Annotated in this window: 25 protein-coding genes; 22 read left to right on the forward strand and 3 right to left on the reverse strand. The window is 40.0% G+C overall.

The window, feature by feature from the left end; genetic code table 11:
- Nucleotides 1–3 precede the first annotated feature (3 nt).
- The 6 genes from gltK (at nt 4) to nadD (ending at nt 6,595) form a co-directional block, all read left to right on the forward strand.
- A complete protein-coding gene (gene gltK, locus AAZR93_RS09035; RefSeq protein ID WP_336429712.1) occupies nt 4–681 on the forward strand; it encodes a glutamate/aspartate ABC transporter permease GltK in 678 nt (225 codons plus the stop codon).
- Complete coding sequence (locus AAZR93_RS09040; RefSeq protein WP_294105015.1) at nt 678–1,403, forward strand: amino acid ABC transporter ATP-binding protein; 726 nt, start codon at nt 678–680, stop codon at nt 1,401–1,403. Before gltK ends, AAZR93_RS09040 begins: the two co-directional genes overlap by 4 nt.
- Nucleotides 1,404–1,700: 297 nt before the next feature.
- A complete protein-coding gene (gene leuS / locus AAZR93_RS09045) occupies nt 1,701–4,283 on the forward strand; it encodes a leucine--tRNA ligase (protein ID WP_434719597.1) in 2,583 nt (860 codons plus the stop codon).
- A gap of 12 nt (nt 4,284–4,295) precedes the next feature.
- Nucleotides 4,296–4,835 carry an LPS assembly lipoprotein LptE gene (gene lptE, locus AAZR93_RS09050; RefSeq protein ID WP_434719598.1) on the forward strand — a complete coding sequence of 180 codons (540 nt, stop codon included), beginning with the start codon at nt 4,296–4,298 and terminating at the stop codon, nt 4,833–4,835.
- Entirely contained in the window at nt 4,835–5,869 is a 1,035-nt protein-coding gene (holA, locus tag AAZR93_RS09055) for a DNA polymerase III subunit delta (protein WP_434719599.1), read from the forward strand. Before lptE ends, holA begins: the two co-directional genes overlap by 1 nt.
- Before the next feature lie 57 nt (nt 5,870–5,926).
- Entirely contained in the window at nt 5,927–6,595 is a 669-nt protein-coding gene (gene nadD / locus AAZR93_RS09060; protein ID WP_434719656.1) for a nicotinate-nucleotide adenylyltransferase, read from the forward strand.
- Here nadD and AAZR93_RS09065 read toward each other — a convergent pair.
- Nucleotides 6,586–7,323, reverse strand: coding sequence for a YbgA family protein (locus AAZR93_RS09065; protein ID WP_434719600.1), 738 nt, complete (start codon nt 7,321–7,323; stop codon nt 6,586–6,588). The genes nadD and AAZR93_RS09065 overlap by 10 nt on opposite strands.
- 268 nt (nt 7,324–7,591) lie before the next feature.
- Here AAZR93_RS09065 and rsfS point away from each other — a divergent pair, with 268 nt between their 5' ends.
- From rsfS to lipA, 9 genes are all read left to right on the forward strand, one after another.
- Nucleotides 7,592–7,918 (forward strand): ribosome silencing factor, encoded by a 327-nt coding sequence (gene rsfS, locus AAZR93_RS09070; RefSeq protein ID WP_336429695.1) that lies wholly within the window; start codon nt 7,592–7,594, stop codon nt 7,916–7,918.
- Nucleotides 7,919–7,920: 2 nt separating this feature from the next.
- A complete protein-coding gene (gene rlmH, locus AAZR93_RS09075; protein WP_294105023.1) occupies nt 7,921–8,391 on the forward strand; it encodes a 23S rRNA (pseudouridine(1915)-N(3))-methyltransferase RlmH in 471 nt (156 codons plus the stop codon).
- A gap of 32 nt (nt 8,392–8,423) precedes the next feature.
- Nucleotides 8,424–10,313, forward strand: a complete 1,890-nt coding sequence (gene mrdA / locus AAZR93_RS09080) for a peptidoglycan DD-transpeptidase MrdA (protein WP_434719601.1) — start codon at nt 8,424–8,426, stop codon at nt 10,311–10,313.
- A 24-nt stretch (nt 10,314–10,337) separates the two neighbouring features.
- Nucleotides 10,338–11,450 carry a peptidoglycan glycosyltransferase MrdB gene (gene mrdB, locus AAZR93_RS09085; RefSeq protein ID WP_434719602.1) on the forward strand — a complete coding sequence of 371 codons (1,113 nt, stop codon included), beginning with the start codon at nt 10,338–10,340 and terminating at the stop codon, nt 11,448–11,450.
- 13 nt (nt 11,451–11,463) lie between these two features.
- Entirely contained in the window at nt 11,464–12,441 is a 978-nt protein-coding gene (gene rlpA / locus AAZR93_RS09090; protein WP_294105029.1) for an endolytic peptidoglycan transglycosylase RlpA, read from the forward strand.
- Nucleotides 12,442–12,632: 191 nt separating this feature from the next.
- Entirely contained in the window at nt 12,633–13,844 is a 1,212-nt protein-coding gene (dacA, locus tag AAZR93_RS09095) for a D-alanyl-D-alanine carboxypeptidase DacA (protein ID WP_294105030.1), read from the forward strand.
- A 96-nt stretch (nt 13,845–13,940) separates the two neighbouring features.
- Entirely contained in the window at nt 13,941–14,204 is a 264-nt protein-coding gene (gene ybeD, locus AAZR93_RS09100) for a DUF493 family protein YbeD (protein ID WP_294105031.1), read from the forward strand.
- Nucleotides 14,205–14,458: 254 nt separating this feature from the next.
- Nucleotides 14,459–15,022 (forward strand): lipoyl(octanoyl) transferase LipB, encoded by a 564-nt coding sequence (gene lipB, locus AAZR93_RS09105; RefSeq protein WP_434719657.1) that lies wholly within the window; start codon nt 14,459–14,461, stop codon nt 15,020–15,022.
- A 156-nt stretch (nt 15,023–15,178) separates the two neighbouring features.
- A complete protein-coding gene (gene lipA, locus AAZR93_RS09110) occupies nt 15,179–16,144 on the forward strand; it encodes a lipoyl synthase (protein ID WP_294105036.1) in 966 nt (321 codons plus the stop codon).
- 134 nt (nt 16,145–16,278) lie between these two features.
- Here lipA and cspE read toward each other — a convergent pair whose 3' ends face one another.
- Nucleotides 16,279–16,488, reverse strand: a complete 210-nt coding sequence (gene cspE / locus AAZR93_RS09115) for a transcription antiterminator/RNA stability regulator CspE (RefSeq protein WP_294105038.1) — start codon at nt 16,486–16,488, stop codon at nt 16,279–16,281.
- Between the two features lie 214 nt (nt 16,489–16,702).
- Complete coding sequence (locus AAZR93_RS09120; RefSeq protein WP_434719603.1) at nt 16,703–17,161, reverse strand: methylated-DNA--[protein]-cysteine S-methyltransferase; 459 nt, start codon at nt 17,159–17,161, stop codon at nt 16,703–16,705.
- 287 nt (nt 17,162–17,448) lie between these two features.
- On the opposite strand from AAZR93_RS09120, the gene nrdH reads away from it, so the two are divergent.
- The 7 genes from nrdH to proX all read left to right on the forward strand — a co-directional run bounded on the left by nrdH (nt 17,449) and on the right by proX (nt 25,466).
- On the forward strand, nt 17,449–17,676 hold the full coding sequence (nrdH, locus tag AAZR93_RS09125; protein WP_294105042.1) for a glutaredoxin-like protein NrdH: 228 nt from the start codon (nt 17,449–17,451) through the stop codon (nt 17,674–17,676).
- An 8-nt stretch (nt 17,677–17,684) separates the two neighbouring features.
- Nucleotides 17,685–18,098 (forward strand): class Ib ribonucleoside-diphosphate reductase assembly flavoprotein NrdI, encoded by a 414-nt coding sequence (gene nrdI / locus AAZR93_RS09130; protein WP_434719604.1) that lies wholly within the window; start codon nt 17,685–17,687, stop codon nt 18,096–18,098.
- 11 nt (nt 18,099–18,109) lie between these two features.
- Complete coding sequence (gene nrdE / locus AAZR93_RS09135) at nt 18,110–20,242, forward strand: class 1b ribonucleoside-diphosphate reductase subunit alpha (RefSeq protein WP_434719605.1); 2,133 nt, start codon at nt 18,110–18,112, stop codon at nt 20,240–20,242.
- Nucleotides 20,243–20,256: 14 nt separating this feature from the next.
- Nucleotides 20,257–21,228, forward strand: coding sequence for a class 1b ribonucleoside-diphosphate reductase subunit beta (gene nrdF, locus AAZR93_RS09140; protein WP_294105048.1), 972 nt, complete (start codon nt 20,257–20,259; stop codon nt 21,226–21,228).
- Nucleotides 21,229–21,967: 739 nt separating this feature from the next.
- Nucleotides 21,968–23,170 carry a glycine betaine/L-proline ABC transporter ATP-binding protein ProV gene (gene proV / locus AAZR93_RS09145; protein ID WP_294105050.1) on the forward strand — a complete coding sequence of 401 codons (1,203 nt, stop codon included), beginning with the start codon at nt 21,968–21,970 and terminating at the stop codon, nt 23,168–23,170.
- Nucleotides 23,160–24,359 carry a glycine betaine/L-proline ABC transporter permease ProW gene (proW, locus tag AAZR93_RS09150; protein WP_294105052.1) on the forward strand — a complete coding sequence of 400 codons (1,200 nt, stop codon included), beginning with the start codon at nt 23,160–23,162 and terminating at the stop codon, nt 24,357–24,359. Before proV ends, proW begins: the two co-directional genes overlap by 11 nt.
- 111 nt (nt 24,360–24,470) lie before the next feature.
- Nucleotides 24,471–25,466: a glycine betaine/L-proline ABC transporter substrate-binding protein ProX gene (proX, locus tag AAZR93_RS09155; protein WP_294105091.1), complete on the forward strand. Its 996-nt coding sequence runs from the start codon at nt 24,471–24,473 to the stop codon at nt 25,464–25,466.
- Nucleotides 25,467–26,254: the final 788 nt, after the last annotated feature.

Genomic DNA, 26,254 nt, shown 5'->3' on the forward strand with positions numbered 1-26,254 from the left:
ATGATTTATGATTTTGATTGGAGCTCAATAGCACCAAGTATGCCATTTTTGATTGATGGCTTCATTGTAACTGCCAAAATTACTATAACTGCAATCGTAGTAGGGATTTTATGGGGAACTGTACTTGCAGTAATGAGACTATCTCGTTTTGCCCCTATTCGTTGGTTTGCAGCGCTGTATGTAAACACTTTCCGATCAATCCCTCTTGTCATGGTATTGCTATGGTTTTATTTAATCGTGCCTACCTTATTACAAAATGTTCTAGGCTTATCTCCAAAAAATGATATTCGTTTAATTTCAGCAATGATAGCCTTTTCCCTTTTTGAAGCAGCCTATTACTCCGAAATTATTCGTGCAGGTATTCAAAGTATCTCTAGAGGGCAAGCTTCAGCAGCACTCGCACTTGGTATGACACATATGCAAACCATGAGGCTGATTGTGTTACCTCAGGCATTTAAAGCCATGGTACCGTTACTACTAACTCAAGGCATTGTGTTGTTTCAGGATTCATCACTCGTCTATGTATTGAGTTTGACTGATTTCTTCCGCACCGCTACCAATATAGGTGAGCGTGATGGGACACAGGTAGAGATGGTATTATTTGCGGGTCTGGTGTACTTTATTTTCAGTTTTGGCGCTTCCATGTTAGTGAATTATCTTAAGAAAAGGACTGTTTCATGATAACCCTGAAAAATGTATCCAAATGGTATGGCCAATTTCAGGTGCTCACTGATTGCACAACTGAAGTCAAAAAAGGCGAAGTTGTGGTTGTTTGTGGCCCATCTGGTTCTGGTAAATCCACATTAATAAAAACAGTGAATGGTTTAGAACCCATTCAACAGGGTGAAATCTTTGTTAATGACATTCAAGTCAATAGTAAGAAGACTGACCTTGCAAAACTCCGCTCTAAAGTCGGCATGGTGTTCCAACACTTTGAACTTTTTCCGCACCTATCTATTATTGAAAATTTAACACTGGCACAAGTTAAGGTGTTAAATCGAAATAAAAAAGAAGCGGAAGTAAAAGCGTTAAAGCTACTTGAGCGAGTAGGCTTATCAAGCCATGCAAATAAATTCCCTTCACAATTATCCGGTGGTCAGCAGCAACGTGTCGCCATTGCTCGTGCTCTGTGCATGGACCCTATTGCAATGCTATTTGATGAGCCAACTTCGGCACTTGATCCAGAAATGATCAACGAAGTACTCGATGTAATGGTTGAGCTAGCGAATGAAGGAATGACCATGATGGTGGTTACTCACGAAATGGGCTTTGCTAAAAAAGTCGCTAATCGCGTTATCTTTATGGATGAAGGCAAAATTGTTGAAGACAGTAAAAAAGAAGACTTTTTTGCTAATCCAAAAACGGACCGCGCCAAAGATTTCCTTGCTAAAATTTTGCATTAATTAATCTTTAACTATAATTAATTATTATTCATTGTAGTGGTGTTTATTTAAACACCACTACAACATAAAAGCCTATAATATCAATCCATCCCCCTATCATCTAACGTTTATGGTACTGTGTCGTTTAGACCATAAAATGATAAATAGATAATTCAATAATTAAAATATGACAGGCAACGTTGCTTAAGGCTTGTTGTTATTGGGCATGATCCGTTATGCTATAGCGATCTCATTCATAGAAAAGAAATTAACGCTACTTTTGTTGTAGCCTTTACTCGCCATAGGATTATCGGTGCCATGCAAGAACAATATCGTCCAGAAGATATAGAGCCTAAAGTACAGAGTCACTGGGATAAAAAAGAAACATTTAAAGTGACTGAAGACAACAGCAAAGAGAAATACTACTGCCTGTCCATGCTACCTTACCCTTCTGGCCGACTACACATGGGCCATGTGCGTAACTACACCATTGGTGATGTTATCTCTCGCTACCAACGAATGTTAGGCAAAAATGTACTTCAACCTATTGGTTGGGATGCATTTGGCCTGCCTGCTGAAGGCGCCGCAGTTAAAAATAATACGGCACCAGCACCTTGGACTTATGCCAATATCGATTACATGAAAGGCCAACTGAAAATGTTGGGCTTTGGTTATGATTGGAGCCGTGAAGTCACGACTTGTACACCTGAGTATTATCGCTGGGAACAATGGTTCTTTACTAAACTATATGAAAAAGGCTTAGTTTATAAAAAAACCTCAGCGGTTAACTGGTGTCCACACGACCTGACCGTCTTAGCGAATGAACAAGTGGTTGACGGCTGCTGCTGGCGCTGTGATACCCCTGTTGAGCGTAAAGAAATTCCGCAGTGGTTCATTAAAATCACCGATTATGCAGAAGAGCTACTTAACGATCTGGATAAACTGGAAGATTGGCCTGAACAAGTTAAGACGATGCAACGCAACTGGATTGGTCGTTCTGAAGGAACTGACATTACCTTTAATGTTGCCGATCGTGATGAAACTTTAACCGTTTATACCACTCGTCCAGATACCTTTATGGGCGCAACTTATGTTGCTGTTGCCGCAGGCCACCCTCTGGCACAAGAAGGTGCAGCTAACAATCCTGAACTTGCTAAATTTATTGATGAATGCCGTAATACCAAAACTGCCGAAGCAGAAATGGCAACGATGGATAAAAAAGGCATGGCGACTGGTCTTTATGTTATCCACCCATTAACGCAAGAAAAACTGCCTATCTGGGTCGCAAACTTTGTCTTAATGGAATACGGCACTGGCGCGGTAATGGCCGTTCCTGCTCACGACCAACGTGACTGGGAATTTGCGCATAAATACAATCTGCCAATTAAAGGCGTTATTGCGGATGCAAATGACAATGAGCCAGACTTGTCACAAGAAGCAATGACAGAAAAAAATTCCCTGATCAATTCAGGTGAGTTTAGCGGACTAAGCAATGAAGCGGGCTTTAATGCAATTGCCGATAAACTGGTCGCTATTGGTGTTGGCAAACGTAAAGTTAACTATCGCTTACGTGATTGGGGCGTTTCACGTCAACGTTATTGGGGCGCACCAATTCCAATGGCAACATTGGAAGACGGCACTGTCGTTCCAGTTCCAGAAGACCAACTTCCGGTTATTCTGCCTGAAGATGTCACCATGAACGGCATTACTAGCCCAATTAAAGCCGATCCTGAGTGGGCAAAAACCACGATTAACGGACAACCGGCTCTACGTGAAACAGATACCTTTGATACCTTCATGGAATCATCTTGGTACTATGCACGTTATACTTGTCCACAACATCAAGAAGGCATGTTAGATCCTGCGGCTGCAAACTACTGGCTGCCAGTAGATCAGTATATTGGTGGTATCGAACACGCTATCATGCACTTAATGTATTTCCGTTTCTTCCACAAATTAATGCGTGATGCAGGATTAGTTAACTCTGATGAGCCAGCAAAACGCTTGCTGTGCCAAGGCATGGTACTTGCGGATGCATTCTACTATACCGGCAGTGATGGTCATCGAGTTTGGATTTCACCGGCAGATGCTATCGTTGAACGTGATGAAAAAAATCGTGTTATTAAGGCAGTAGACAGTGAAGGCCATGAACTGGTTTATACCGGTATGAGCAAAATGTCTAAATCTAAAAACAATGGTATTGACCCACAGTTGATGGTTGAAAAATACGGTGCTGATACTGTTCGCTTATTTATGATGTTCGCAGCTCCACCTGAGTTAACCCTTGAGTGGCAAGAATCGAGCGTTGAAGGTGCAAACCGCTTTGTGCGTCGTGTCTGGCGCCTAGTCCATGAACATTCACAAAAAGGCGTAACACAACCTTTAGATATCAGTACATTGACAGCTGAACAAAAAGATTTACGTCGTGACCTACATAAAACTATCGCTAAAGTGACTGACGATGTGGGTCGCCGCTATGCATTTAACACTGCGATTGCTGCTGTCATGGAATTCATGAATAAATTAGTCCGTGCACCTCAAGAAACAGAGCAAGATCGTGCCCTGATCCAAGAGTCACTTGAAGCAATTACATTAATGCTATCACCAATTATCCCACACGCTTGTTTCGAAATGTGGCAAGCACTTGGTCATAATGAAGATATTGATTTTGCTCAGTGGCCTATTGCCGATGAAAAAGCCATGATTGATGACACCAAACTGGTTGTTGTCCAAGTTAATGGTAAAGTTCGCGGCCGTATCACTGTCCCTGCAGATGCTAATCAAGATTTCGTTCTTGAAATGGCATCACAAGAGGCCAGCGTTACAAAATACCTCGAAGGCGTTAATATTCGCAAAGTTATTTATGTTCCAGGTAAATTACTGAACTTAGTTGTTGGCTGATAAGGAGGCCAGGTGCGTTATCTGATAACTTTACTATTAAGCCTGTCGGTGCTAGTCACCGCAGGTTGCGGTTTTCGTCTACAAGGAACTACGCAAATTCCTGAAGAATTGAAAACGCTACAACTGAGTTCAAGTGATCCTTATAGCTATCTCACCAGAGCATTAAGGGAACAACTTAGACTAAATAACGTCACAATCCTTGAAAATGGTAGTGCAAGTGTACCTATTTTGAAAATTACAACGTCATCTGAAAAAACAGAAACAGTGTCGATTTATCAAGATGGTAAGGCTGCGGAGAAACAACTGACTTTTGTCATGAATGCGCAAGTATTAATGCCAGATGGCTCAATTTATCCGATACAAAGTCAGGTTGAACGAACCTTCTTTGATAACCCATTAGAAGCGCTTGCAAAAGATGCTGAAAATGAATTGGTTAAACAAGAAATGCAGCAACAAGCCGCACGTATCTTAGTCCGTAAATTGTTGGTTGTTCATACGGCCGAGCTTGAAAAAACGAAAGCCAAAGCTGCTGAGCCAGTTTCTACACCATAATGACGCGTATTTATCCTGAACAGCTGGCCTCTTCGTTGCAAGAGTCTCTTAGAGGCCGCTATTTAATTTGGGGCAATGAGCCCCTTCTTATTCAAGAAAGCCAAGATGCCATTCGTAAAGCGGCACAACTACAAGGCTTTGAAGAACATTTTGTCTTTTCATTAGAGCAAAATACTGACTGGGATGAGATTTTTAGCCTCTGTCAGGCACTTAGCTTATTCACTAGCCGTCAAACACTCACTTTATTTTTACCTGAAAATGGGGCTAATGCAGCGATGGCGGAAAAGCTAATTCAATTAGCTCAGCTACTTCACCCTGATTTGCTGTTAATCTTACGTGGTCATAAACTCACTAAAGCACAAGAAAATAGTGCTTGGTTTAAAGCCATTAGCCAAGATAGTATTTATATCAGTTGTTTAACACCTGAATATCAACGGCTACCTCAGTGGGTATCTAAGCGTGCTTACAGCATGCAACTAACAATAGATACTGAAGCAAATCAACTATTATGTTATTGCTACGAAGGCAATCTACTCGGGCTAGCTCAAGCACTCGAACGGTTATCATTACTTTACCCCGATGGTAAATTAACCTACCCCCGCGTTGAAAATGCAGTTAATGACTCCGCTCATTTTACCCCATTCCATTGGGTTGATGCACTGCTAGCCGGAAAATCTCGTCGTTCATGGCACATTTTAGAACAACTTCGACAAGAAGATGTCGAGCCTGTCATTCTTCTTCGTTCTATTCAACGTGAACTACTATTACTGATTACCTTAAAACGTCAATCAAAGGTCACGCCGCTAAAAACCTTGTTTGATCAACACAAGGTCTGGCAAAACCGTCGTGGGCTATTAGGTGAAGCATTGCAACGTTTGAGTTTGCAACAATTACAATCAGCATTAAAATTACTCACCCAAGCTGAAATACATATCAAACAAGATTTCAGCCATTCTGCATGGCCCGACCTTCAGACTTTATCCATGTTATTATGCGGCAAAGCACTGGCAGAAAACTTCATTCATAATTTATAAGCTGTCATAACTCGTACACTTTCATAATCTACAGATAAGACGATTGGCAAACTAATGATGACAAATAATCAGCAAGGCCTTCAGGCGTTATTTGGTGGAACTTTTGACCCCATTCATTATGGGCACTTACGTCCGGTTGAAGCACTTGCTAAGCAAGTCAATTTGCAAAAAGTCATTTTATTACCAAATCATGTCCCCCCTCATCGCCCCCAGCCTGAAGCTAGCCCAATACAGCGGCTCGAAATGGTGCGATTAGCGATTCAAGGCAATCCTTTATTTACTATTGACACTCGTGAACTCGAAAAAAATTCGCCATCATACACCCTTGAAACTTTAATTGCGTTTCGCCAAGAATTGGGCCCAAGGCAACCTCTTGCCTTCATTATTGGTCAAGATTCGTTACTATCAATTCATACATGGTATGGGTGGGACAAGTTATTAGATAACTGTCATTTATTGGTTTGTTCACGCCCCGGTTATGCGACCCATTTTTCCGATCCCATTATGCAAAATTGGCTACAGCAACATAAAACGGAAAACCCAGACCAATTACGCCATACTCCCCATGGTTATATCTTTTTAGCCGACACACCTCTCGTCAACATTTCAGCCACTGAAATACGTCAAAATTTAAGCGCGGGTTTGAATTCAGAGAAATCATGTAATGAATTAATCCCAGAAGCGGTCATGAACTATATTAAGCAACAACATTTGTATCAGAAATAGGGTAACTCTCTGACCTGTTCGCAGTTTGGATACGGTTCAAAATAATATTGAGCACTCAAATAATTATCTGGATATTGATTCAGTAATTGTCGTAGCATAGCCAAAGGTAAATTTAGGGATATATTCCCTTCTCTATACTCATCAATCAAACATAATAGGTGTTTTTTTTCATCTTTAGTCGCCTTATGTTTAAAATATCCTTGAATATGGCTCAGTGCATTTATCTGTATATTTCTTGCGGGTGTTTGCGACAAAATGGTCATTAGCTGAGTTTTATATTCAATCAGAAAATTATTTAACTGACTAAGTTCATTTCTTTTACTGCTAATATTTGCAACACTTTTACCCGTTAATTGATAACCTTTTGGCGAGTATGCCATTATTAAATATTTGTATCGGCTATGAAATTGAATGATTTCATGATGAGTCAAATGGAGTGATAATTGCGCTAATCGCAGTAAGGTGTGAATCTGAATTAAAAATCGATCAAGATGTTCAGGGCTCTGCCATTCATCATCAATCAAAATCGGCATATTTTCAGGAAAACTTACCCGCTGCTGCTCATAAACACCGCTGCTACAAATAATACCAACACCATCAAACTCGTTACCGACGACCGAAATATCCTGAGGCACTAATTCAAAAAATGAAGCTGTTAACTGCTGAACTTGTTCGGATGGAAAATTTATTTCACCTAATAGAATAATTTTTTGTTTTATTAATTGCACAATGTCCCTCTTATCCTAAAATACGTTTAGAGCATAAAAATAGTGGTTAACTTTGTAAAGTTAATACAAATTCCTTGCTCAAATGACGAGATATCCCTATAAATTCCCAACCACGACGAATAAAAAATAATTTAGCCGATTTTTATTAAAATCTAGGGTAAAATGGCTGCGCTTTAAATGGGGCTAATCCCTCACTCACAGCCTTACTATAAGCTATATTTTGCTTTAAGCTGTATTTAACATGATATTTTGTCAATTTGATTAAAAGGTGAACCTTTTGCAAGGAACTGAACTCCAAAAATTTATAATCAACCAACTTGATGATGCTAAAGCTGAAGATATCATCACTATTGATGTTCATGAAAAATCAAGTATTACTGACCAGATGATTATCTGTTCAGGAACATCAAGCCGCCATGTAATGTCTGTAGCCGATAGATTAGTTGACGCTTGCCGTAAAAATGGTCTGATACCTCTAGGCGTTGAAGGACAAGGCGTTTCTGATTGGGTTATTGTTGATCTTGGCGAAGCTATCGTGCACATCATGCAAGACGAAAGCCGTCGCATGTATGAACTCGAAAAGCTTTGGAGCTGAGTTTGAAATTACAACTCATTGCTGTTGGTACAAAAATGCCGGACTGGGTACAGACCGGCTTTATGGATTACCTCCATCGTTTCCCCAAAGATATGCCGTTTGAATTAACGGAAATTCCAGCAGGGAAACGGGGAAAAAATGCAGATATTAAGCGAATTCTAGAAAAAGAAGGTGAGCTTATGCTCGCTGCGGTAGGTAAAGGTAATCGAATCGTTACTCTCGATATTCCCGGTGATAAGTGGGATACCCCAAAACTTGCTGTACAGTTAGATAAATGGAAGCAAGATGGCCGTAATGTTAGCTTGTTGATCGGTGGTCCTGAAGGCCTCTCACCTGCTTGTAAAGCAGCAGCAGAACAAAGCTGGTCACTATCTGAACTAACGCTACCTCATCCTCTCGTTCGTGTCCTTGTTGCCGAAAGTCTTTATCGGGCATGGAGTATTACGACTAATCATCCTTATCATCGGGAATAGTCAGGTTTTAATATGTTCAATATGGTAATGGGATGAAAACACAACACACCCCTTTTCGCGACCATACCGCTGAGTCTGTCTTATTTATTCGCCGGGCATTAATTGCTTTTGGCATTATTATCATTTTACTCTCTATTCTCATCACCAATTTGTATCACTTACAAATCGTACGTCATGAGGATTACCAAACTCGTTCAAATGACAATCGTATAAAATTAGTGCCTATCCCACCTAGCCGTGGAATTATTTTTGATAGAAAAGGCACCCAACTGGCTCTTAATAGTAGCTTTTATCAGCTTGAAATTGTCCCTGAAAAAGTTGATAACCTTCAAGATACCTTAGAAAAACTAAGGGATGTAGTTGGCCTCACAGATGAAGATATCACCAATTTTGAAAAAGAGCGTAAACGCTCCCGACGCTTTACCTCTATCGCCTTAAAAACTCGGCTAGATGAAGTACAAGTTGCTCGTTTTGCTGTCAATCAATACCGTTTCCCAGGTCTTGAAGTAAAAAGCTATCAACGCCGCTCATACCCTTACGGTTCTGCATTAACCCATGTTATCGGCTATGTTGCTAAAATTAATGATAAAGATGTTGAACGTCTTGATAAAGAAGGTTTATTACCTAACTATGCGGCAAGCCATGATATTGGCAAATTAGGTATCGAGCGCTATTACGAAGATATATTGCATGGTAAAACAGGTTATGAGGAAGTTGAAGTTAACAGCCGCGGTCGCGTTATCCGTCAGCTGCATGAGCAACCCCCTCAGGCTGGACGCGATATATACTTAACTATCGATCTTGAGTTACAAATTTATATCGAGAAACTACTCACCACCAGCCGTGCCGCCGTGGTTGTCACAGACCCCCGTAATGGTGAGATACTTGCATTAGTTTCTAACCCTAGCTATGACTCCAATCTGTTCGTCAATGGAATATCAAATAAAGATTATCAGGCACTACTAACTAACCCGGATAGGCCATTGATAAATAGAACAACTCAAGGTCTCTATCCACCTGCGTCAACCGTTAAACCGTTTATTTCAGTAGCTGCATTGAGTGAAAAAGTCATTACGCCAAACACCACTATTTTTGACCCGGGTTGGTGGCAACTTCCAGGCTCCGAGAAACGTTATCGTGACTGGAAACGTTGGGGACATGGCAAACTAAATGTGATGAAATCCATCATTGAATCTGCGGATACATTTTTTTACCAAGTCGCCTATGACATGGGAATTGACCGATTATCAGCCTGGATGACGCGATTTGGCTTTGGTACCTATACCGGTATTGATCTACTAGAAGAATATTCTGGCATAATGCCAACTCGTGAATGGAAACAAAATCGCTATAAAAAGCCTTGGTATCAAGGTGATACTATCCCTGTAGGCATTGGACAAGGCTATTGGACTGCGACGCCAATTCAAATGTCTAAAGCATTGATGACGTTAATTAATGATGGGCAAGTCAAAACACCTCACTTACTGTATGGTACCAAATTAGGTAATGCTATGGTGCCATATGAAGATAAAGAAACTACGCAAATAGGTGATATCCATTCTGGGTTTTGGGAACTGGCCAAACAAGGCATGTATGGCGTTGCAAATGCACCAAACGGCACCGGACGTCGTAGCTTTATTGGTACGCCTTATAAAGTTGCGGCCAAGTCAGGTACCGCTCAAGTCTTTAGCTATGAAACCTACAATGCGAGCAAGCTTTCGGAACATTTACGCGACCATAAACTAATGATTGCCTATGCACCTTATGACAAGCCGACTATCGCTGTAGCCATTATCCTTGAAAATGGTGGTGCGGGTCCGGCTGTAGGCGATCTTGTTCGTCAAATATTCGACCATGTACTTTTAGGTGATAATACCACGCAAGTTAAAAGCTCAGAGGCTAGCGCTGAGGAAGACCGTTAACTCTATGATGATAAATGAAATAATATGACAGACGATAAGAAAAAAATATCGCTATCAATGCGTCTCCACATTGATTTGCCTATGTTATTGATCATACTTGCCTTACTCGCCTACAGTGCTTTTATTATGTGGAGTGCAAGTGGTCAAAACGTCGATATGATGGAAAGAAAGTTAGGGCAAATCGCAACTGGCTTTATTGTCATGATTGTTATGGCTCAAATTCCACCACGTATGTATGAAAATTGGGCACCTCATTTATTTATTTTTTGTGTCATTTTATTGATTTTTGTAGATGTATTTGGGCAAATCAGTAAAGGCGCACAACGCTGGCTTGATTTAGGTTTTATTCGCTTTCAACCATCTGAAATTGCAAAAATTGCCGTTCCTCTCATGGTTGCTCGATTTATGAACCGAGATGTTTGCCCTCCTTCATTCAAAAATACGATGATAGCGCTAGTGCTGATTTTCGTACCGACTTTACTCGTCGCTGCACAACCCGATCTTGGTACGTCTATTTTAGTTGCAGCCTCAGGCCTGTTTGTTCTTTTTCTTGCCGGTATGAGTTGGCGATTGATCACTGTCGCGGCCGTCGCGCTCGCCGCATTTATTCCTTTGTTATGGTTCTTCTTGATGCATGGCTATCAAAGAGCTCGCGTCATGATGTTACTCGACCCAGAAACCGATCCGTTAGGCGCCGGATACCATATTATCCAATCTAAAATAGCAATTGGCTCTGGTGGATTAATGGGGAAAGGTTGGTTACAAGGAACACAATCACAGCTAGAATTTTTGCCCGAAAGACATACCGACTTTATTTTTGCAGTATTAGCCGAAGAGCTCGGACTGATAGGTGTATTAATTCTACTTGCACTATATATGCTTCTAATTATTAGAGGATTATATATTGCAGCAAGTGCGCAAAACACATTTGGCCGTGTTATGGTTGGTGGCTTAATATTAATTCTTTTTGTCTACGTGTTTGTCAATATTGGTATGGTCAGTGGTATATTACCTGTCGTCGGCGTTCCTCTTCCACTTGTAAGTTATGGGGGATCGGCCTTGATTGTGTTAATGGCTGGGTTCGGTATTATCATGTCTATCCATACACACCGAAAATTTCTTTCTAAAAGTTTATAATATGAGGCTTAGTATGCGTTTACAATGGATTATACTTGGCATCACAGCCACGCTACTGGCGGGCTGTGTCAATGAAGAGCCCAAGCAACCCACAAATGTACCTACAAATGTGCAAACACAAGATGTGCTTGGCGCAGAACCTCATTATGAGCCTTATCACCCAACGGCAAATAGCGACTACCAACGTAATGGTCAACAATATCAAGTTGTTCGCGACCCATCACAGTTTTCACAAGTTGGTTACGCCTCTATCTATGGCACTGAATCCGCAGGAAATATGACTGCTATCGGTGAACGAATTAATCCTGCTGAGCTAACCGCCGCTCACCCAACACTGCCAATACCAAGTTATGTGCGTATCACCAATATGATGAATGGCCGTATGATGGTAGTGCGTGTCAATGACCGCGGCCCTTATGTTCAAGGTAAAAGCATTGCACTTTCTCGTGCTACTGCTGATCGCTTAAATTTGATGCCGACGACACGCATCAAAATTGATGCCATCCAAGTTGCTCAAGATGGTTCATTATCAGGGCCAGGAACCGTGGGTTCTAATTTTATTAAGCAAAGTTATGCGCTGCCAGGTAGACCACAACTCGGAGCAGGCCCAATGGGCACCCCAGTAATGGAAAATTTACCTACACCAGAAAATGCATTGCCTGTTCAACAACCTAGTGAACCTATGCAGCCGACGATGCCTGATATGGCACTGAAAACACCGGAGCCTGAGACTGCACCACAAGCCGCAGCCACTGAAACAGTGCCTGAACGTGGTTTCTTAGTCCAAGCAGGTGCAATTAGCAGCCAAGATAATGCGAATAAAATGCTCAATGATTTGAAAAATCAATTTGGTGTACCCGGACGTTTGCAACCCTATAACGGTATTTATCGCGTTCAATTAGGGCCATTTACCAGTAGAGAAAAAGCGGTCGAAATCCAAGGTCGCCTACAATCTGAAAGAAATCAAGCATCCATGGTGGTTGCCCCTTAGAATGAGTCATATACTCTACATAATTCAAGTTGTATGGCAATAACCAATAAAACCATACAACTTGAAAGATGACAGGTATAAACTAACGTAAAATTATTGGCGCAAAGCAAGTACTTCTTTTATCCATCCCAGCACTTTTGCTACACTGCGCCTCCTTGTGTTTACCGAATTTCGGATGTAATGATACAACCATGAAAAATGTCTCCCCATCACGCATCGCGCGTCAGGCTTTACTGGGTTCTGCGCTGCTGTTTGTTACTGTCACTACTGCCAATGCAAATGAAGCTTTTCCAAATACATCAATACCCGCAGTCCCTAATATTGATGCGGAAGCTTATATCTTAATTGATTATAATTCAGGGAAAGTCCTCGCTGAAAATAATGCGGATCAACGTCGCGATCCCGCCAGCTTAACTAAAATGATGACAAGTTACGTTATCGGCCAAGCTATCAAATCAGGAAAAATCGGTGCCAATGATATGGTTACCGTCAGTGAAAATGCATGGGCAACAGGCAATCCTGTTTTTAAGGGCTCTTCATTGATGTTCCTAAAACCAGGTGACCGAGTGAGTGTCGCGCAACTGACGCGTGGCATTAACTTGCAATCAGGTAACGATGCTTGCGTCGCAATGGCAGATTATGTTGCAGGGGATCAAACTAACTTTGTTCAATTAATGAATGGCTACGTCGGCAAACTTGGTTTAAAAAACACCCATTTTGAAACTGTGCATGGCTTAGATGCTGATGGCCAATATAGCTCTGCTCGCGATATGGCATTGATTGGGCAAGCGCTTGTTCGTGACGTCCCCGAAGAATACGAAATCTATAAAGAGAAAGAATTCACCTTTAACAATATCCGTCAAACCAACCGCAATGGTTTATTATGGGATAAGAGCCTAGCCGTTGATGGCATCAAAACAGGCCATACCAATGCGGCGGGTTATAACTTAGTTGCATCCGCTACCGATGGTGATATGCGTTTAATTTCGGTTGTTATGGGTGGAAAAAGTAGCAAAGGTCGCGATACCGAAAGTAAAAAATTGCTGACTTACGGTTTTCGCTTCTATGAAACAGTAAAACCACTACAAGCTGGTGTTGAATTTGCAACAGCACCCGTATGGTTTGGTGATGACAGTGAAGTGAAATTAGGCGTGACCGAAGATCTGTTCCTGACGATCCCTCGCGGCCGCTTGAAAGATTTGAAAGCTAGCTATGAATTAACTAACACGGAATTAGAAGCTCCACTCACCAAAGGCCAACAAGTGGGCGTGATTAGCTTCCAATTAGATGGTAAAACGGTTGAGCAGCATCCGTTAGCTGTCTTAAAAAATGTTGAAGAAGGTGGCTTTTTCAGTCGGTTAATTGATTACATTAAACTGATGTTCCACCGCTGGTTCAGCTAACCCTTGAATTGAGATTAAGTTAACCCCATATATTAAGGTATCTTAAAGCCTGTCATTAAACTGACAGGCGCTATTTATCGAAAATTAGGAGTGCCCATGAAAACCAAATTAGGTGAACTGCTTGATTTCCCATGCCCGCTGACTTACAAAGTAATGGGTGTGGCACATCCTGAGTTAGTTGATCAGGTTGTAGAAGTCGTTCAACGCCATGCTCCGGGTGATTATTCCCCAGAAGTTAAACCGAGCAGTAAAGGCACTTATCACTCTGTATCGATAACTATCAATGCGACACATATCGAACAAGTTGAAACTTTATATACTGAGTTAGGTGCATTAGAACTCGTTAAAGTTGTCCTTTAATTAGTTGGCATTAAAAAAAACCGAATAGACCATCTTGGCTATTCGGTTTTTTCGTTATTATCGTCCAATCTAAATTTGCCATCCGCACCTAAATAACAAATTTATAACAAGACAAACTGGCGATATAAATTTTGCAGCGTTATACTGCCCACAAATCACGGATCACAAACCGCTTGGATGTTAAAACTTTGTCAGAAAGAAACATAATCATACGTCAATTAGGGCTTGCGCCTTATCAGGATGTTTCTGATGCGATGCACCAGTTTACGGAATCTCGTCATCAAGATACATGTGATGAGGTATGGCTCGTTGAGCACCCTCCCGTTTTTACCCAAGGCCAAGCTGGAAAAGCAGAGCATGTCATCGCTCCCGGTGATATCCCTGTCATTCAAAGTGATAGAGGTGGACAAGTGACCTATCATGGGCCTGGTCAACAAGTGATGTATGTCATGATTGATTTAAAACGCAATAAAATCGGCGTTCGTGAATTAGTGACTGCGCTTGAAAATACTATAGTGAAAACCCTTGCTCATTTTCATATCGAAGCCTATCCGCGCCCCGATGCACCAGGAGTCTATGTAAATGGTGATAAAATTTGTTCTTTAGGATTACGCATAAGACAAGGCTGTTCATTTCATGGTTTAGCATTAAATATCCATATGGATCTTGAACCCTTTAATCGTATAAATCCTTGTGGTTATAGCGAATTAAAAATGACACAGATTAAAGCTCTAGCTCCAGAAACATCATTAAATGATGTTCAACCTGTGCTAATTAAACAATTCTGTGACACACTAGGATTTCATATTGTTCAATAATAATGCTATAATTTTTTAACATTTTTCAAATAAATTTTAATGGATAGGTAACAGATCCTTATAAACTCGAATGATCAATACCTATAATTCTAGTCTGGTAAATATAAGCATTAGAACCTGTCCATCAGCTCAAAAAATAACTGGAACCGGCATATTATGAGTAAACCCATTCTGATAGAACGCGGAATTAAATATCGTGACGCCGATAAAATGGCGCTGATCCCAGTCAAAAACGTCGTTACCGAACGTGAAGAGATTCTACGTAAACCTGACTGGATGAAAATTAGGTTACCTGCTGACTCAACTCGCATCCAAGGCATTAAAGCTGCCATGCGTAAAAATGGCCTGCATTCTGTTTGTGAAGAAGCCTCATGTCCTAACCTTTCTGAATGTTTTAATCATGGTACTGCCACATTCATGATTTTAGGCGCGATTTGTACCCGCCGCTGCCCGTTTTGTGACGTTGCCCATGGTCGCCCGAACGCACCAGATGCCAATGAACCTGCAAAACTTGCACAAACAATTAAAGATATGGCATTACGTTACGTTGTTATCACTTCTGTTGACCGTGATGATCTTCGTGATGGTGGAGCTCAACACTTTGCTGACTGCATTAGCGCTATTCGTGAAAAAAGCCCTAATATCAAAATTGAAACATTGGTGCCCGACTTCAGAGGTCGAATGGATCGTGCATTAGAAATATTAACCGCAACGCCACCTGATGTATTCAATCATAACCTTGAAAATGTCCCACGGGTTTATCGCCAAGTCCGCCCCGGCGCAAACTATGATTGGTCATTAAAATTACTGGAAAAATTCAAAGAAGCACACCCTGACATTCCGACCAAATCAGGTCTTATGGTTGGGTTAGGTGAAACAAACGCAGAAATTGTCGAAGTTATGCGCGATTTACGTCGCCATGGCGTCACCATGCTGACACTTGGACAATATTTACAGCCAAGTCGTCACCACCTGCCTGTAAAACGCTATGTAAGCCCTGCTGAGTTTGATGAAATGAAAGATGAAGCAATGGCTATGGGTTTTACCCACGCAGCCTGTGGGCCATTTGTACGCTCTTCTTACCATGCTGATCTACAAGCTAAGGGTGAAGAAGTTAAATAATGGGCAAGCCTGTTCATTCAGGCTTTTTAACTACCTACCAATAACGAACTTTTTGCACTGAATTTTAGATAATAAAAAACTCGCTCCGATATTAACCAGAGCGAGTTGATAGCTGTTCGTTTTAGTTGTTTAAATTACAGAGCGACAACGTTAACAGCAGATGGGCCTTTAGCACCTTCAGTGATTTCAAATTCAACTCTCTGACCTTCAGCTAAGGTTTTGAAACCGTCGCTTGTAATAGCAGAAAAGTGAACGAACACATCTTTGCTACCATCTTCTGGAGTGATAAAACCGAAACCTTTAGACTCGTTGAACCACTTAACGTTACCTTTAACTTTAGACATCAAATATTACCTTTAAAATAAAATAGACACACGATGTATCATGCTCAGTACATCAGATATCTAAGTAACTTGTCTACAACCTAGATCACGAAAATTGATAAAAAATGCAAAAAAATATTATTTATAGGTTTAATTGCCTTTAAATCGACCAATTATTCTTATCGATGGTCATTTTATCGCCCATTAAAATCGTCAAGAGTTAATTATTTAGACATTACTTCTCATGATTGAGCAACCAACCTTTAATATCTAACCCTCCAGTATACCCCACTAGCTTTCCATCGTGCCCTAATACTCGATGACAAGGGACAATTAGCGAAATTGGATTACGTGAATTAGCCATTCCAACCGCACGACAATAATTAACAGAACCTAATTTTAGCGCCAAATCTTTATAGCTCCAACGCTCGCCATAAGGTATATCACTAAGATGTTGCCAGACTTTTTTTTGAAACTCAGTTCCCTGTGGATTTAATGTCACCGTAAAAAATTTTCTTTTGTGACTAAAATATTCTTTTAATTCTTTAGCGCATAGCTTGGAATGCACGTTTTTTTGCTCTTTTTCCGTTTTTTCATCCACAAAATAGAGGCTGGTTATCCCTACATCATCAGCCGCAATATGTATCCACGGTTTAGGAAATTTTTCCGGTGAAGCTAAATATTGATGAAACATATTATCTCCTTAGTTGGATTCAATTACCTGAATGTATATACAGTTATAAACTGTGTCATTTCTACTTTGCAATAATCTTTTTTCTCAGTGTGATTAATTGCACCATCAAGCGCATTATTTTTTATTCTCAATGTTAATAACAACCTAGCTGATAATTAGAATAATTATCATTCAATATTTTATTCACACTATATATTGTGTGGTTGATAAATTTTAAATCTATATATAGTATTTATCCATAAGTAACACTCTTCCTAATACTTTCAAAAAATGAAACGGTGACTAACATGGCTCAGATTATCATTTATAGTAAACCCAACTGCGTTCAGTGTAATGCTACCTATCAAGCCCTAGACAGAAAAAGCATTCCTTACCAAATTATTGACCTTACTTTAGATATTCAAGCCTTTGAACTAGTTAAGCGATTAGGCTACCAGCAAGTCCCAGTGGTCATTGTTGGCGATCAACATTGGTCAGGTTTTCGTCCTGATATGATAAACAGCCTAGTTTCTTAGGAATTGAGATGACAAACCAATCATTAATCTACTTTTCGAGTCGCTCGGGTAATTGTCATCGTTTTGTTGAAAAACTTGCGATACCCGCTACTCGATTATCAATAGGTGATGAAGGTAAACCACTTATCGCAACTCAACCCTTTGTTTTACTTCTTCCAACCTATGGAGGAGGAGGAACACAAGGCGCCGTCCCCAAAGAAGTTATTCGGTTTTTAAATATTGAATCAAATCGATTACTTATTCGAGGTGTTATTGCCGCAGGCAATACTAATTTTGGCGAGGGCTATGCGATTGCAGGAGACATTATTTCCCAAAAGTGTCATGTCCCCTACCTTTACCGATTTGAACTGTTAGGAACGCAGCGTGACGTCGAATCTGTACGTGATGGACTGCATTCCTTCTGGCTAAATACCCAAAACTAGAGTTATTCCCAATGGATAAAATACAAAATACAACGACGGTTGATTATCACGCACTCAATGCCATGCTAAATTTATATGATAGCGAAGGACATATTCAATTTGATAAAGACAAAGAAGCCGCTCATCATTATTTTCGTCAGCATGTTAATCAAAACACCGTGTTTTTCCATGATTTAAAAGAGAAACTTGATTTTTTGGTCAATGAAAATTATTACGAAGCACAAGTGTTAGCACAATATGACTTTAAATTTATTAAAAAATTATTCAAACAGGCCTACGCTCATAAGTTTCGTTTCCAAACTTTTTTAGGTGCTTTTAAGTATTACACTAGCTACACATTAAAAACCTTTGACGGTAAACGCTATCTTGAACGTTATGAAGACCGTGTTTGCATGGTCGCCCTGACACTCGCCCAAGGTTCTATATCGCTAGCTTCCCTTTTAGTTGATGAAATGATTAGTGGTCGCTTCCAACCTGCGACCCCCACGTTCCTTAATTGTGGAAAAAAACAGCGAGGTGAGTTGATTTCCTGTTTTCTATTACGCATAGAGGACAATATGGAATCTATTGGCCGCTCAGTTAACTCAGCGTTGCAATTATCTAAACGCGGTGGCGGTGTCGCATTTTTGATGACCAATTTACGGGAACAAGGCGCACCAATAAAGTTTATTGAAAACCAATCTTCAGGTGTTGTTCCTGTGATGAAAATGCTTGAAGATGCCTTTTCTTACGCGAATCAATTAGGTGCGCGCCAAGGTGCTGGAGCTGTTTATTTACATGCTCATCACCCTGACATTATGCGATTTTTAGACACGAAACGCGAAAATGCAGATGAAAAAATTCGAATAAAAACACTGTCTTTAGGTGTTGTTATTCCAGATATCACATTCCAGCTTGCAAAAGATAATGAAGATATGTACCTGTTCTCGCCTTACGATGTTGAGCGCGTTTATGGTGTGCCAATGTCTGAAATAAGTGTTTCAGACAAATATTATGAAATGGTCAATAATAAAGCGATAAAAAAATTTAAGATAAACGCCCGAGAATTCTTCCAAACTATAGCCGAAATACAATTTGAATCAGGCTACCCTTATATTTTATTTGAAGATACCGCTAACCGTGCGAATCCAATTGCGGGTCGGATTAACATGAGTAACCTGTGTTCAGAAATACTGCAAGTAAATCGCCCAAGTCTTTATGAAGATGATTTAAGTTATAAAGAAATAGGGAAAGATATTAGCTGTAATCTAGGTTCGATGAATATTGCCAACACAATGGATTCTGACAATTTTGCCATATCTATTGAAACTGCAATTAGAGCACTATCTGCCGTTTCTGACATGAGTGATATCCGTTCAGTACCTTCCATTGCTCAAGGTAACCGACAATCTCATGCTATTGGCCTTGGTCAAATGAACTTGCATGGTTACCTTGCTAGAGAACATATTTATTATGGATCTGAGCAAGCTCTCGATTTTACTAATATTTATTTTTATACCGTCACTTATCACGCTTTGAAAACCTCAAACCAATTAGCGATTGAGCGCCAAGAAGCTTTTCTCGGTTTTGAACAGTCAACTTATGCGACTGGTGAGTATTTTGATAAATATATCAACCAAGTCTGGTTACCAAAGACACAAACCGTTCAAGAACTATTCCGACGTTCGGGTATCGAAATACCAACACAAGAAGATTGGCACAATCTAAAACAGTCAATAATAACTCATGGGATTTACAACCAAAACCTACAAGCGATTCCACCAACAGGATCGATTTCTTATATCAATAATTCAACATCCAGTATTCATCCTATCGTATCGCGTATTGAGATCCGTAAAGAAGGAAAAATTGGACGCGTCTACTATCCCGCCCCCTTTATGAATAATGAAAACCTTGAATACTACCAAGATGCTTATCATATCGGTCCTGAAAAAATTATTGATACCTATGCCGTCGCGACACAGCATGTAGACCAAGGTTTATCATTGACACTATTTTTTAAAGACGATGCAACAACAAGAGATATAAACCGCGCCCAAATTTATGCGTGGAAAAAAGGAATCAAAACCTTGTATTACATTCGGCTACGTCAAACTGCCCTTGAAGGTACTGAAGTTGAAGGTTGTGTGTCTTGCTCACTGTAAAAGGAAAAATAGGTATGACTACCCACACATCTAATGGCCCAATTAAGGCTATCAATTGGAATCGTATCCAAGACGATAAAGATCTCGAGGTTTGGAATCGTCTCACCACCAATTTTTGGTTACCCGAAAAAATTCCGTTATCAAATGATACACCTTCTTGGAATACATTGACTCCCCCTGAACAAAAACTAACCATTCGTGTTTTTACGGGACTAACGTTATTAGATACACTGCAAAATACGGTCGGTGCGCCTTGCTTAATGGCTGATGCTCAAACCCCTCATGAAGAAGCGGTGTTATCTAATATTAGCTTTATGGAAGCAGTACACGCTCGCTCTTACAGTTCTATATTTTCAACCTTGTGCTCCACCGCCGATGTCGATGATGCCTATCGTTGGAGTGAGGAAAATACTGCATTACAAAACAAAGCTAAAATCATTCTGTCTTACTATTGCGACTCACATCCTCTTAAGAAAAAAATTGCCAGTGTATTTTTAGAATCATTCCTGTTTTATTCCGGTTTTTATTTACCTATGCATTGGTCAAGCCGAGGAAAATTAACCAATACAGCAGACTTAATTAGGCTAATTATAAGAGACGAGGCAATACACGGATATTATATTGGCTATAAGTTCCAGAAATCCTTATTACAATATGATGAGACCACTCAGAATGAAATTAAAGACTTCACATTTTCATTATTATTTGACTTATATGAAAATGAAGTTAAGTATACTCAAGAATTATATGACACGGTAGGATGGTCTGAAGATGTCAAAAAATTCCTTCATTATAATGCAAACAAAGCGCTAATGAATTTAGGCTATGAAGCCTTATTTCCGGATACAGTGACTGATGTGAGTGCAGCAATATTATCTGCACTTTCACCTGATGCAAATGAAAATCATGATTTCTTCTCTGGATCAGGCTCTTCATATATCATAGGTAAAGCTGTAAGCACAGAAGATGATGATTGGAATTTTTAATCAATTAATTTAATTGACATCTAAGCACGGAAAAGCCCAAAATCATATCTTACTGAATAATAAAAATTTTATTTGGTAAGATTTTTTTGGCTCAAAAAACAGCCTAATATCATCGGTATTTATATATTATTTTGTCAAATAACTCATTTTTAATGAGCTATTTAGGTAAGAAGTGGTGATGTACTAACTCAATTAGCACAAATAACATTAATAATTTTAATGATTAGTGTGATTTGATAAAGTTTTTTACACCTATTAAGTAACACCCTATTTAGATTTTCATTGGTTTAACATCTTATCTAATTCAACAAAAAAAATAAATAATGCTCATTTAATAAATATAGGCTCAACAGCAAGTTATCACTATATATTGATGATACTAGCATTAACTATTTAGTATCTAAATCAATTATTCATATCAATAATTAACACTCAAATAATGACTGTTTTTTTTGATTAATTATGCTTAACCTAGGGTTGTCAGAGTTTTTTATTATGCTAGGTTATATTGCTGACAAAAATTATTAATACTTTCATGAGAGGAAATTAAATTAAAGCGATAATAGCTAAATAAATAGTAGCTAACTAATAATATAAAAAGGAATCTCTGCCCTGATAATTTTCAAAGATAGAAACAGCAGTTATTAACATTTTTATTTTTTAATCTGTAATTATTGAATTAGTAACATTCGATACAGGCTATCTTTTTCTGTTCAAATGAAAATTGGGTAAATAATGTATGGCAATAAAATTAGAAGTTAAAAATTTATATAAAATATTTGGGGAAGCTCCTGATCAAGCTTTTAAGCTTTTAGAATCAGGTATGAATAAAGATGATATCTTTGAAAAAACGGGTCTAACCGTTGGTGTTCAAGATGTGAATCTGGCGATTGAAGAAGGCGAAATATTTGTTGTTATGGGGCTTTCTGGTTCAGGGAAATCCACGTTGGTGCGCCTCCTCAATCGCCTGATTGAACCCACTATTGGCCAAGTATTGATTGATGGCGAAGATATTGCCAGTATCTCTGATAAAGCACTTCGAGAAGTCAGACGTACAAAAATCAGTATGGTATTCCAATCTTTCGCACTCATGCCGCATATGAATGTAATTGATAACACTGCTTTCGGTATGGAATTATCCGGTATCTCAAAAGAAGAACGCCATAAAAAAGCTATGGATGCGCTTCTTCAAGTTAACTTAGATAAATGGGCGCACTCCTATCCCGATGAATTATCTGGCGGAATGCGACAACGCATCGGCCTTGCAAGAGCACTCGCAAATGATCCTGATATTCTGTTAATGGATGAGGCATTTTCAGCCCTTGACCCGTTAATCAGAACAGAAATGCAGGATGAACTCCTATCTTTGCAAGGCGACAAACAGCGCACCATTGTGTTCATTTCTCATGATCTTGATGAAGCCATGCGAATTGGTGACAGAATTGCCATCATGCAAGGGGGTATCGTTGTTCAAGTAGGTACTCCGGATGAAATTCTTAATAATCCAGCAAATGATTATGTCAGAACCTTCTTTCGTGGTGTTGATGTTAGCCAAGTTTTTAGTGCCAAAGATATCGCTCGTAGACGCCCTAATGCACTTCTTCATGTTGCGCCAGGCTTCGGTCCTCGCTCAGCCCTTAAAGTGCTCAACGATGAAGACCGCTATCACGGGTATTTAATCTCCCGAGGCCATACTTTTGCAGGTGTCGTCTCAGTAGAATCTCTCGAAAAAGCATTGCACGATAAAACCGGTATCGAAGCCGCCATTTTAACAGATATAGACCCCATTCAAGGCGATACTCCGCTTAATGAAGTTATCTCAACAATTGCACAAGCTCCCTGCGCCGTTCCTGTCATCAATGACAAAAATCGCTATTTAGGCGTGATATCAAAAGGAATGCTGTTACAAGCGCTAGATAAGGAGACGCCAAATGAGCAATAAAAATAACGCACAGACCACCGATCAGCAGCAAGTGAATGATTACCAAGATCCATGGGCTGATACGCAAGCAACCACAGCATCACCGCAAACTAATACACAAGAAGCGCCTCCTGCCGACGATCCTTGGTCGTCAAGCTCTGATACAACGAGTACATCAGGTGACGATCCTTGGGGTACAGCTTCAAGTACAGATGCTCCAACAGATACTGGTTCAAGTGATTGGCTAGATGCAGCTCCCACTGACAGCATCACCCCTGAACACTTTAATATTATGGATCCGTTTCAACACACGCTGATCCCTTTAGATTCATGGGTTGCTCATGGTATTGATTGGATAGTGCTGCATTTTCGCCCACTATTCCAAGGAATACGTATCCCTATTGACTTTACCTTAAGTGGTTTTGAACAATTTCTAACATCGATGCCCTCTCCTGTTGCAATCATTTTATTTACGCTCTTAACATGGCAATTAGCAGGTCGAGTGATGGGCGTGACAACCTTTGTCTCAATGATAGCCATAGGCGCTATTGGGGCTTGGTCTGAGGCGATGGTGACTTTATCCCTCGTGCTGACTTCTCTATTTTTTTGTATCGTTATAGGGCTTCCCCTTGGTATTTGGCTAGCTCGTAGTGATAAAGCTGCCAAAATTATTCGACCACTCCTTGATGCAATGCAAACTACACCAGCTTTTGTGTATTTAGTACCCATTGTCATGTTATTCGGTATTGGTAATGTTCCCGGGGTCGTCGTGACAATTATCTTTGCGCTACCACCGATAATCCGCTTAACCATATTGGGTATTAAACAAGTTCCCGCAGATTTAGTTGAAGCGGCGGAATCTTTCGGTGCTAGCCCACGACAAATGCTGTTTAAAGTGCAGCTTCCTCTTGCCATGCCAACCATTATGGCTGGCGTCAATCAAACCTTGATGTTGGCGCTTTCAATGGTTGTTATTGCCTCAATGATTGCAGTTGGTGGACTTGGACAAATGGTACTACGCGGAATAGGCCGTCTCGATATGGGTCTCGCTTCTGTCGGAGGTGTCGGTATCGTGATATTGGCGATTGTATTAGACCGCTTCACACAATCGTTAGGGAAAGATACGCGTAATAAAACATCCACACGCTGGTATCAAAAAGGGCCTATCGGGTTAATTGCTCGCCCATTCTGTAAAAAAGCAGATAAATAGTTAGAAAAGTAACAATTTCCTCCATTCACAATAGGGTCATTAACGCGTCCCTTAGCTTGCAAGCACAAGCTGCGAAATAAAACAGAGGTAACAATAATGTATAAGTTAACAATGAAAAAACCAATAATTATAGCATCTGCACTTACAGCGATCCTTACCGTGCCCCTTGCAGGCGCAGCCGATCTTCCCGGTAAAGGAATCAAAATCAGTCCTGTTCAAAGTACAATTAGCGAAGAAACCTTTCAAACTTTATTAGTGGCTAAAGCACTTGAACAATTAGGTTATGACATCGACTCAATTAAAGAAGTCGACTACAACGTTGCATACGCTTCCATTGCCAATGGTGACGCCACTTATCTCGCCACCAGCTGGGTTCCTTTGCATAATGCTCAATATGATGCCGCGGGCGGAGACAAAGTCTTTTATCGCCAAGGTAATTACGTAACAAATGCTGCTCAAGGCTATTTAATCGATAAAAAAACAGCCGAAAAATACAACATAACCAACGTCGAGCAACTTAAAGATCCTAAAATCGCCAAAATATTTGATGCGAATGGTAATGGAAAAGCTGATTTAACGGGTTGTAACCCGGGCTGGGGTTGTGAAGCAGCAATTAATAATCATTTAAAAGCCTATAACTTAGAAAAAACCGTCGATCATAATCAAGGAAACTATGCAGCGATGATGGCTGATACCATTACGCGCTATAAAGAAGGCAAACCTATCTTTTATTACACTTGGACCCCATACTGGATCAGTGATGTGCTAAAACCGGGTCGTGATGTCGTTTGGTTAGAAGTTCCGTTCTCTTCAATGCCTAACGGCGAGAAAACTGATACGGCACTACCGAATGGTAAAAACTATGGTTTCCCACCAAATACCATGCACATTGTCGCGAACAAAAAATGGGCAGCAGATAACCCAGCCGCCGCTAAACTATTTGAAATTATGAAATTACCAATTTCAGATATTAATGCGCAAAATCTAAGAATGCATAATGGGGAATCTTCTCAAGCTGATATTCAACGTCATACCAATGCTTGGATTAAAGCGCATCAGTCTACCTTTGATGGTTGGGTTGAGCAGGCTCGCCAAGCAGCGAAATAGTTTAATTTTGACTTAATAATCAAAGCCATTTTCAAATTGAAGATGGCTTTTTTATTATCAACAACCAATCAATAAATATTTCCCCCAAAAAAATCGCCCCATTTCCTCTTTTTATCAATAACAAAAAACGATAATCAAGCTTAAATTATAGATATAATGGATTGTTAAAATTATTACACCCTATAACTTGAAGTCAGGGCGATATACATACCCTAAATAATTCAAGTTATAGGTAGCCGGCAAATGAATGAGTCACAAGGAGCATACATCAGTATGTGGCTTGGGTTTATGAATGAAACCAACACCCCTACAATTTGAAAAATAGCGGGTATCCATACCCTAAATAATTCGAGTTGTAGGTAGGCGGCAAATGAATGAGTCACAAGGAGCATACATCAGTATGTGACTTGGGTTTATTAATGAAGCCAACACCCCTACAATTTGAAAAATAGCGGGTATCCAATACCCTAAATAATTCGAGTTGTAGGTAGGCGGCAAATGAATGAGTCACAAGGAGCATACATCAGTATGTGGCTTGGGTTTATGAATGAAACCAACACCCCTACAATTTGAAAAATAACGGGTATCCATACCCTAAATAATTCGAGTTGTAGGTAGGCGGCAAATGAATGAGTCACAAGGAGCATACATCAGTATGTGACTTGGGTTTATTAATGAAGCCAACACCCCTACAATTTGAAAAATAGCGGGTATCCAATACCCTAAATAATTCGAGTTGTAGGTAGGCGGCAAATGAATGAGTCACAAGGAGCATACATCAGTATGTG

Origin of the sequence: Providencia sp. Je.9.19 (assembly GCF_051129765.1) — a bacterium.
Taxonomy (GTDB): domain Bacteria; phylum Pseudomonadota; class Gammaproteobacteria; order Enterobacterales; family Enterobacteriaceae; genus Providencia.

Bases quoted from the DNA above. Each gene is read 5' to 3' on its own strand.
- AAZR93_RS09040 (WP_294105015.1), top strand. From the start codon at position 678: ATGATAACCCTGAAAAATGTATCCAAATGGTATGGCCAATTTCAGGTG.
- leuS (WP_434719597.1), top strand. From the start codon at position 1,701: ATGCAAGAACAATATCGTCCAGAAGATATAGAGCCTAAAGTACAGAGT.
- holA (WP_434719599.1), top strand. From the start codon at position 4,835: ATGACGCGTATTTATCCTGAACAGCTGGCCTCTTCGTTGCAAGAGTCT.
- nadD (WP_434719656.1), top strand. From the start codon at position 5,927: ATGACAAATAATCAGCAAGGCCTTCAGGCGTTATTTGGTGGAACTTTT.
- mrdA (WP_434719601.1), top strand. From the start codon at position 8,424: ATGAAAACACAACACACCCCTTTTCGCGACCATACCGCTGAGTCTGTC.
- mrdB (WP_434719602.1), top strand. From the start codon at position 10,338: ATGACAGACGATAAGAAAAAAATATCGCTATCAATGCGTCTCCACATT.
- rlpA (WP_294105029.1), top strand. From the start codon at position 11,464: ATGCGTTTACAATGGATTATACTTGGCATCACAGCCACGCTACTGGCG.
- dacA (WP_294105030.1), top strand. From the start codon at position 12,633: ATGAAAAATGTCTCCCCATCACGCATCGCGCGTCAGGCTTTACTGGGT.
- ybeD (WP_294105031.1), top strand. From the start codon at position 13,941: ATGAAAACCAAATTAGGTGAACTGCTTGATTTCCCATGCCCGCTGACT.
- lipB (WP_434719657.1), top strand. From the start codon at position 14,459: ATGCACCAGTTTACGGAATCTCGTCATCAAGATACATGTGATGAGGTA.
- lipA (WP_294105036.1), top strand. From the start codon at position 15,179: ATGAGTAAACCCATTCTGATAGAACGCGGAATTAAATATCGTGACGCC.
- cspE (WP_294105038.1), bottom strand. From the start codon at position 16,488: ATGTCTAAAGTTAAAGGTAACGTTAAGTGGTTCAACGAGTCTAAAGGT.
- AAZR93_RS09120 (WP_434719603.1), bottom strand. From the start codon at position 17,161: ATGTTTCATCAATATTTAGCTTCACCGGAAAAATTTCCTAAACCGTGG.
- nrdH (WP_294105042.1), top strand. From the start codon at position 17,449: ATGGCTCAGATTATCATTTATAGTAAACCCAACTGCGTTCAGTGTAAT.
- nrdI (WP_434719604.1), top strand. From the start codon at position 17,685: ATGACAAACCAATCATTAATCTACTTTTCGAGTCGCTCGGGTAATTGT.
- nrdE (WP_434719605.1), top strand. From the start codon at position 18,110: ATGGATAAAATACAAAATACAACGACGGTTGATTATCACGCACTCAAT.
- nrdF (WP_294105048.1), top strand. From the start codon at position 20,257: ATGACTACCCACACATCTAATGGCCCAATTAAGGCTATCAATTGGAAT.
- proV (WP_294105050.1), top strand. From the start codon at position 21,968: ATGGCAATAAAATTAGAAGTTAAAAATTTATATAAAATATTTGGGGAA.
- proW (WP_294105052.1), top strand. From the start codon at position 23,160: ATGAGCAATAAAAATAACGCACAGACCACCGATCAGCAGCAAGTGAAT.
- proX (WP_294105091.1), top strand. From the start codon at position 24,471: ATGAAAAAACCAATAATTATAGCATCTGCACTTACAGCGATCCTTACC.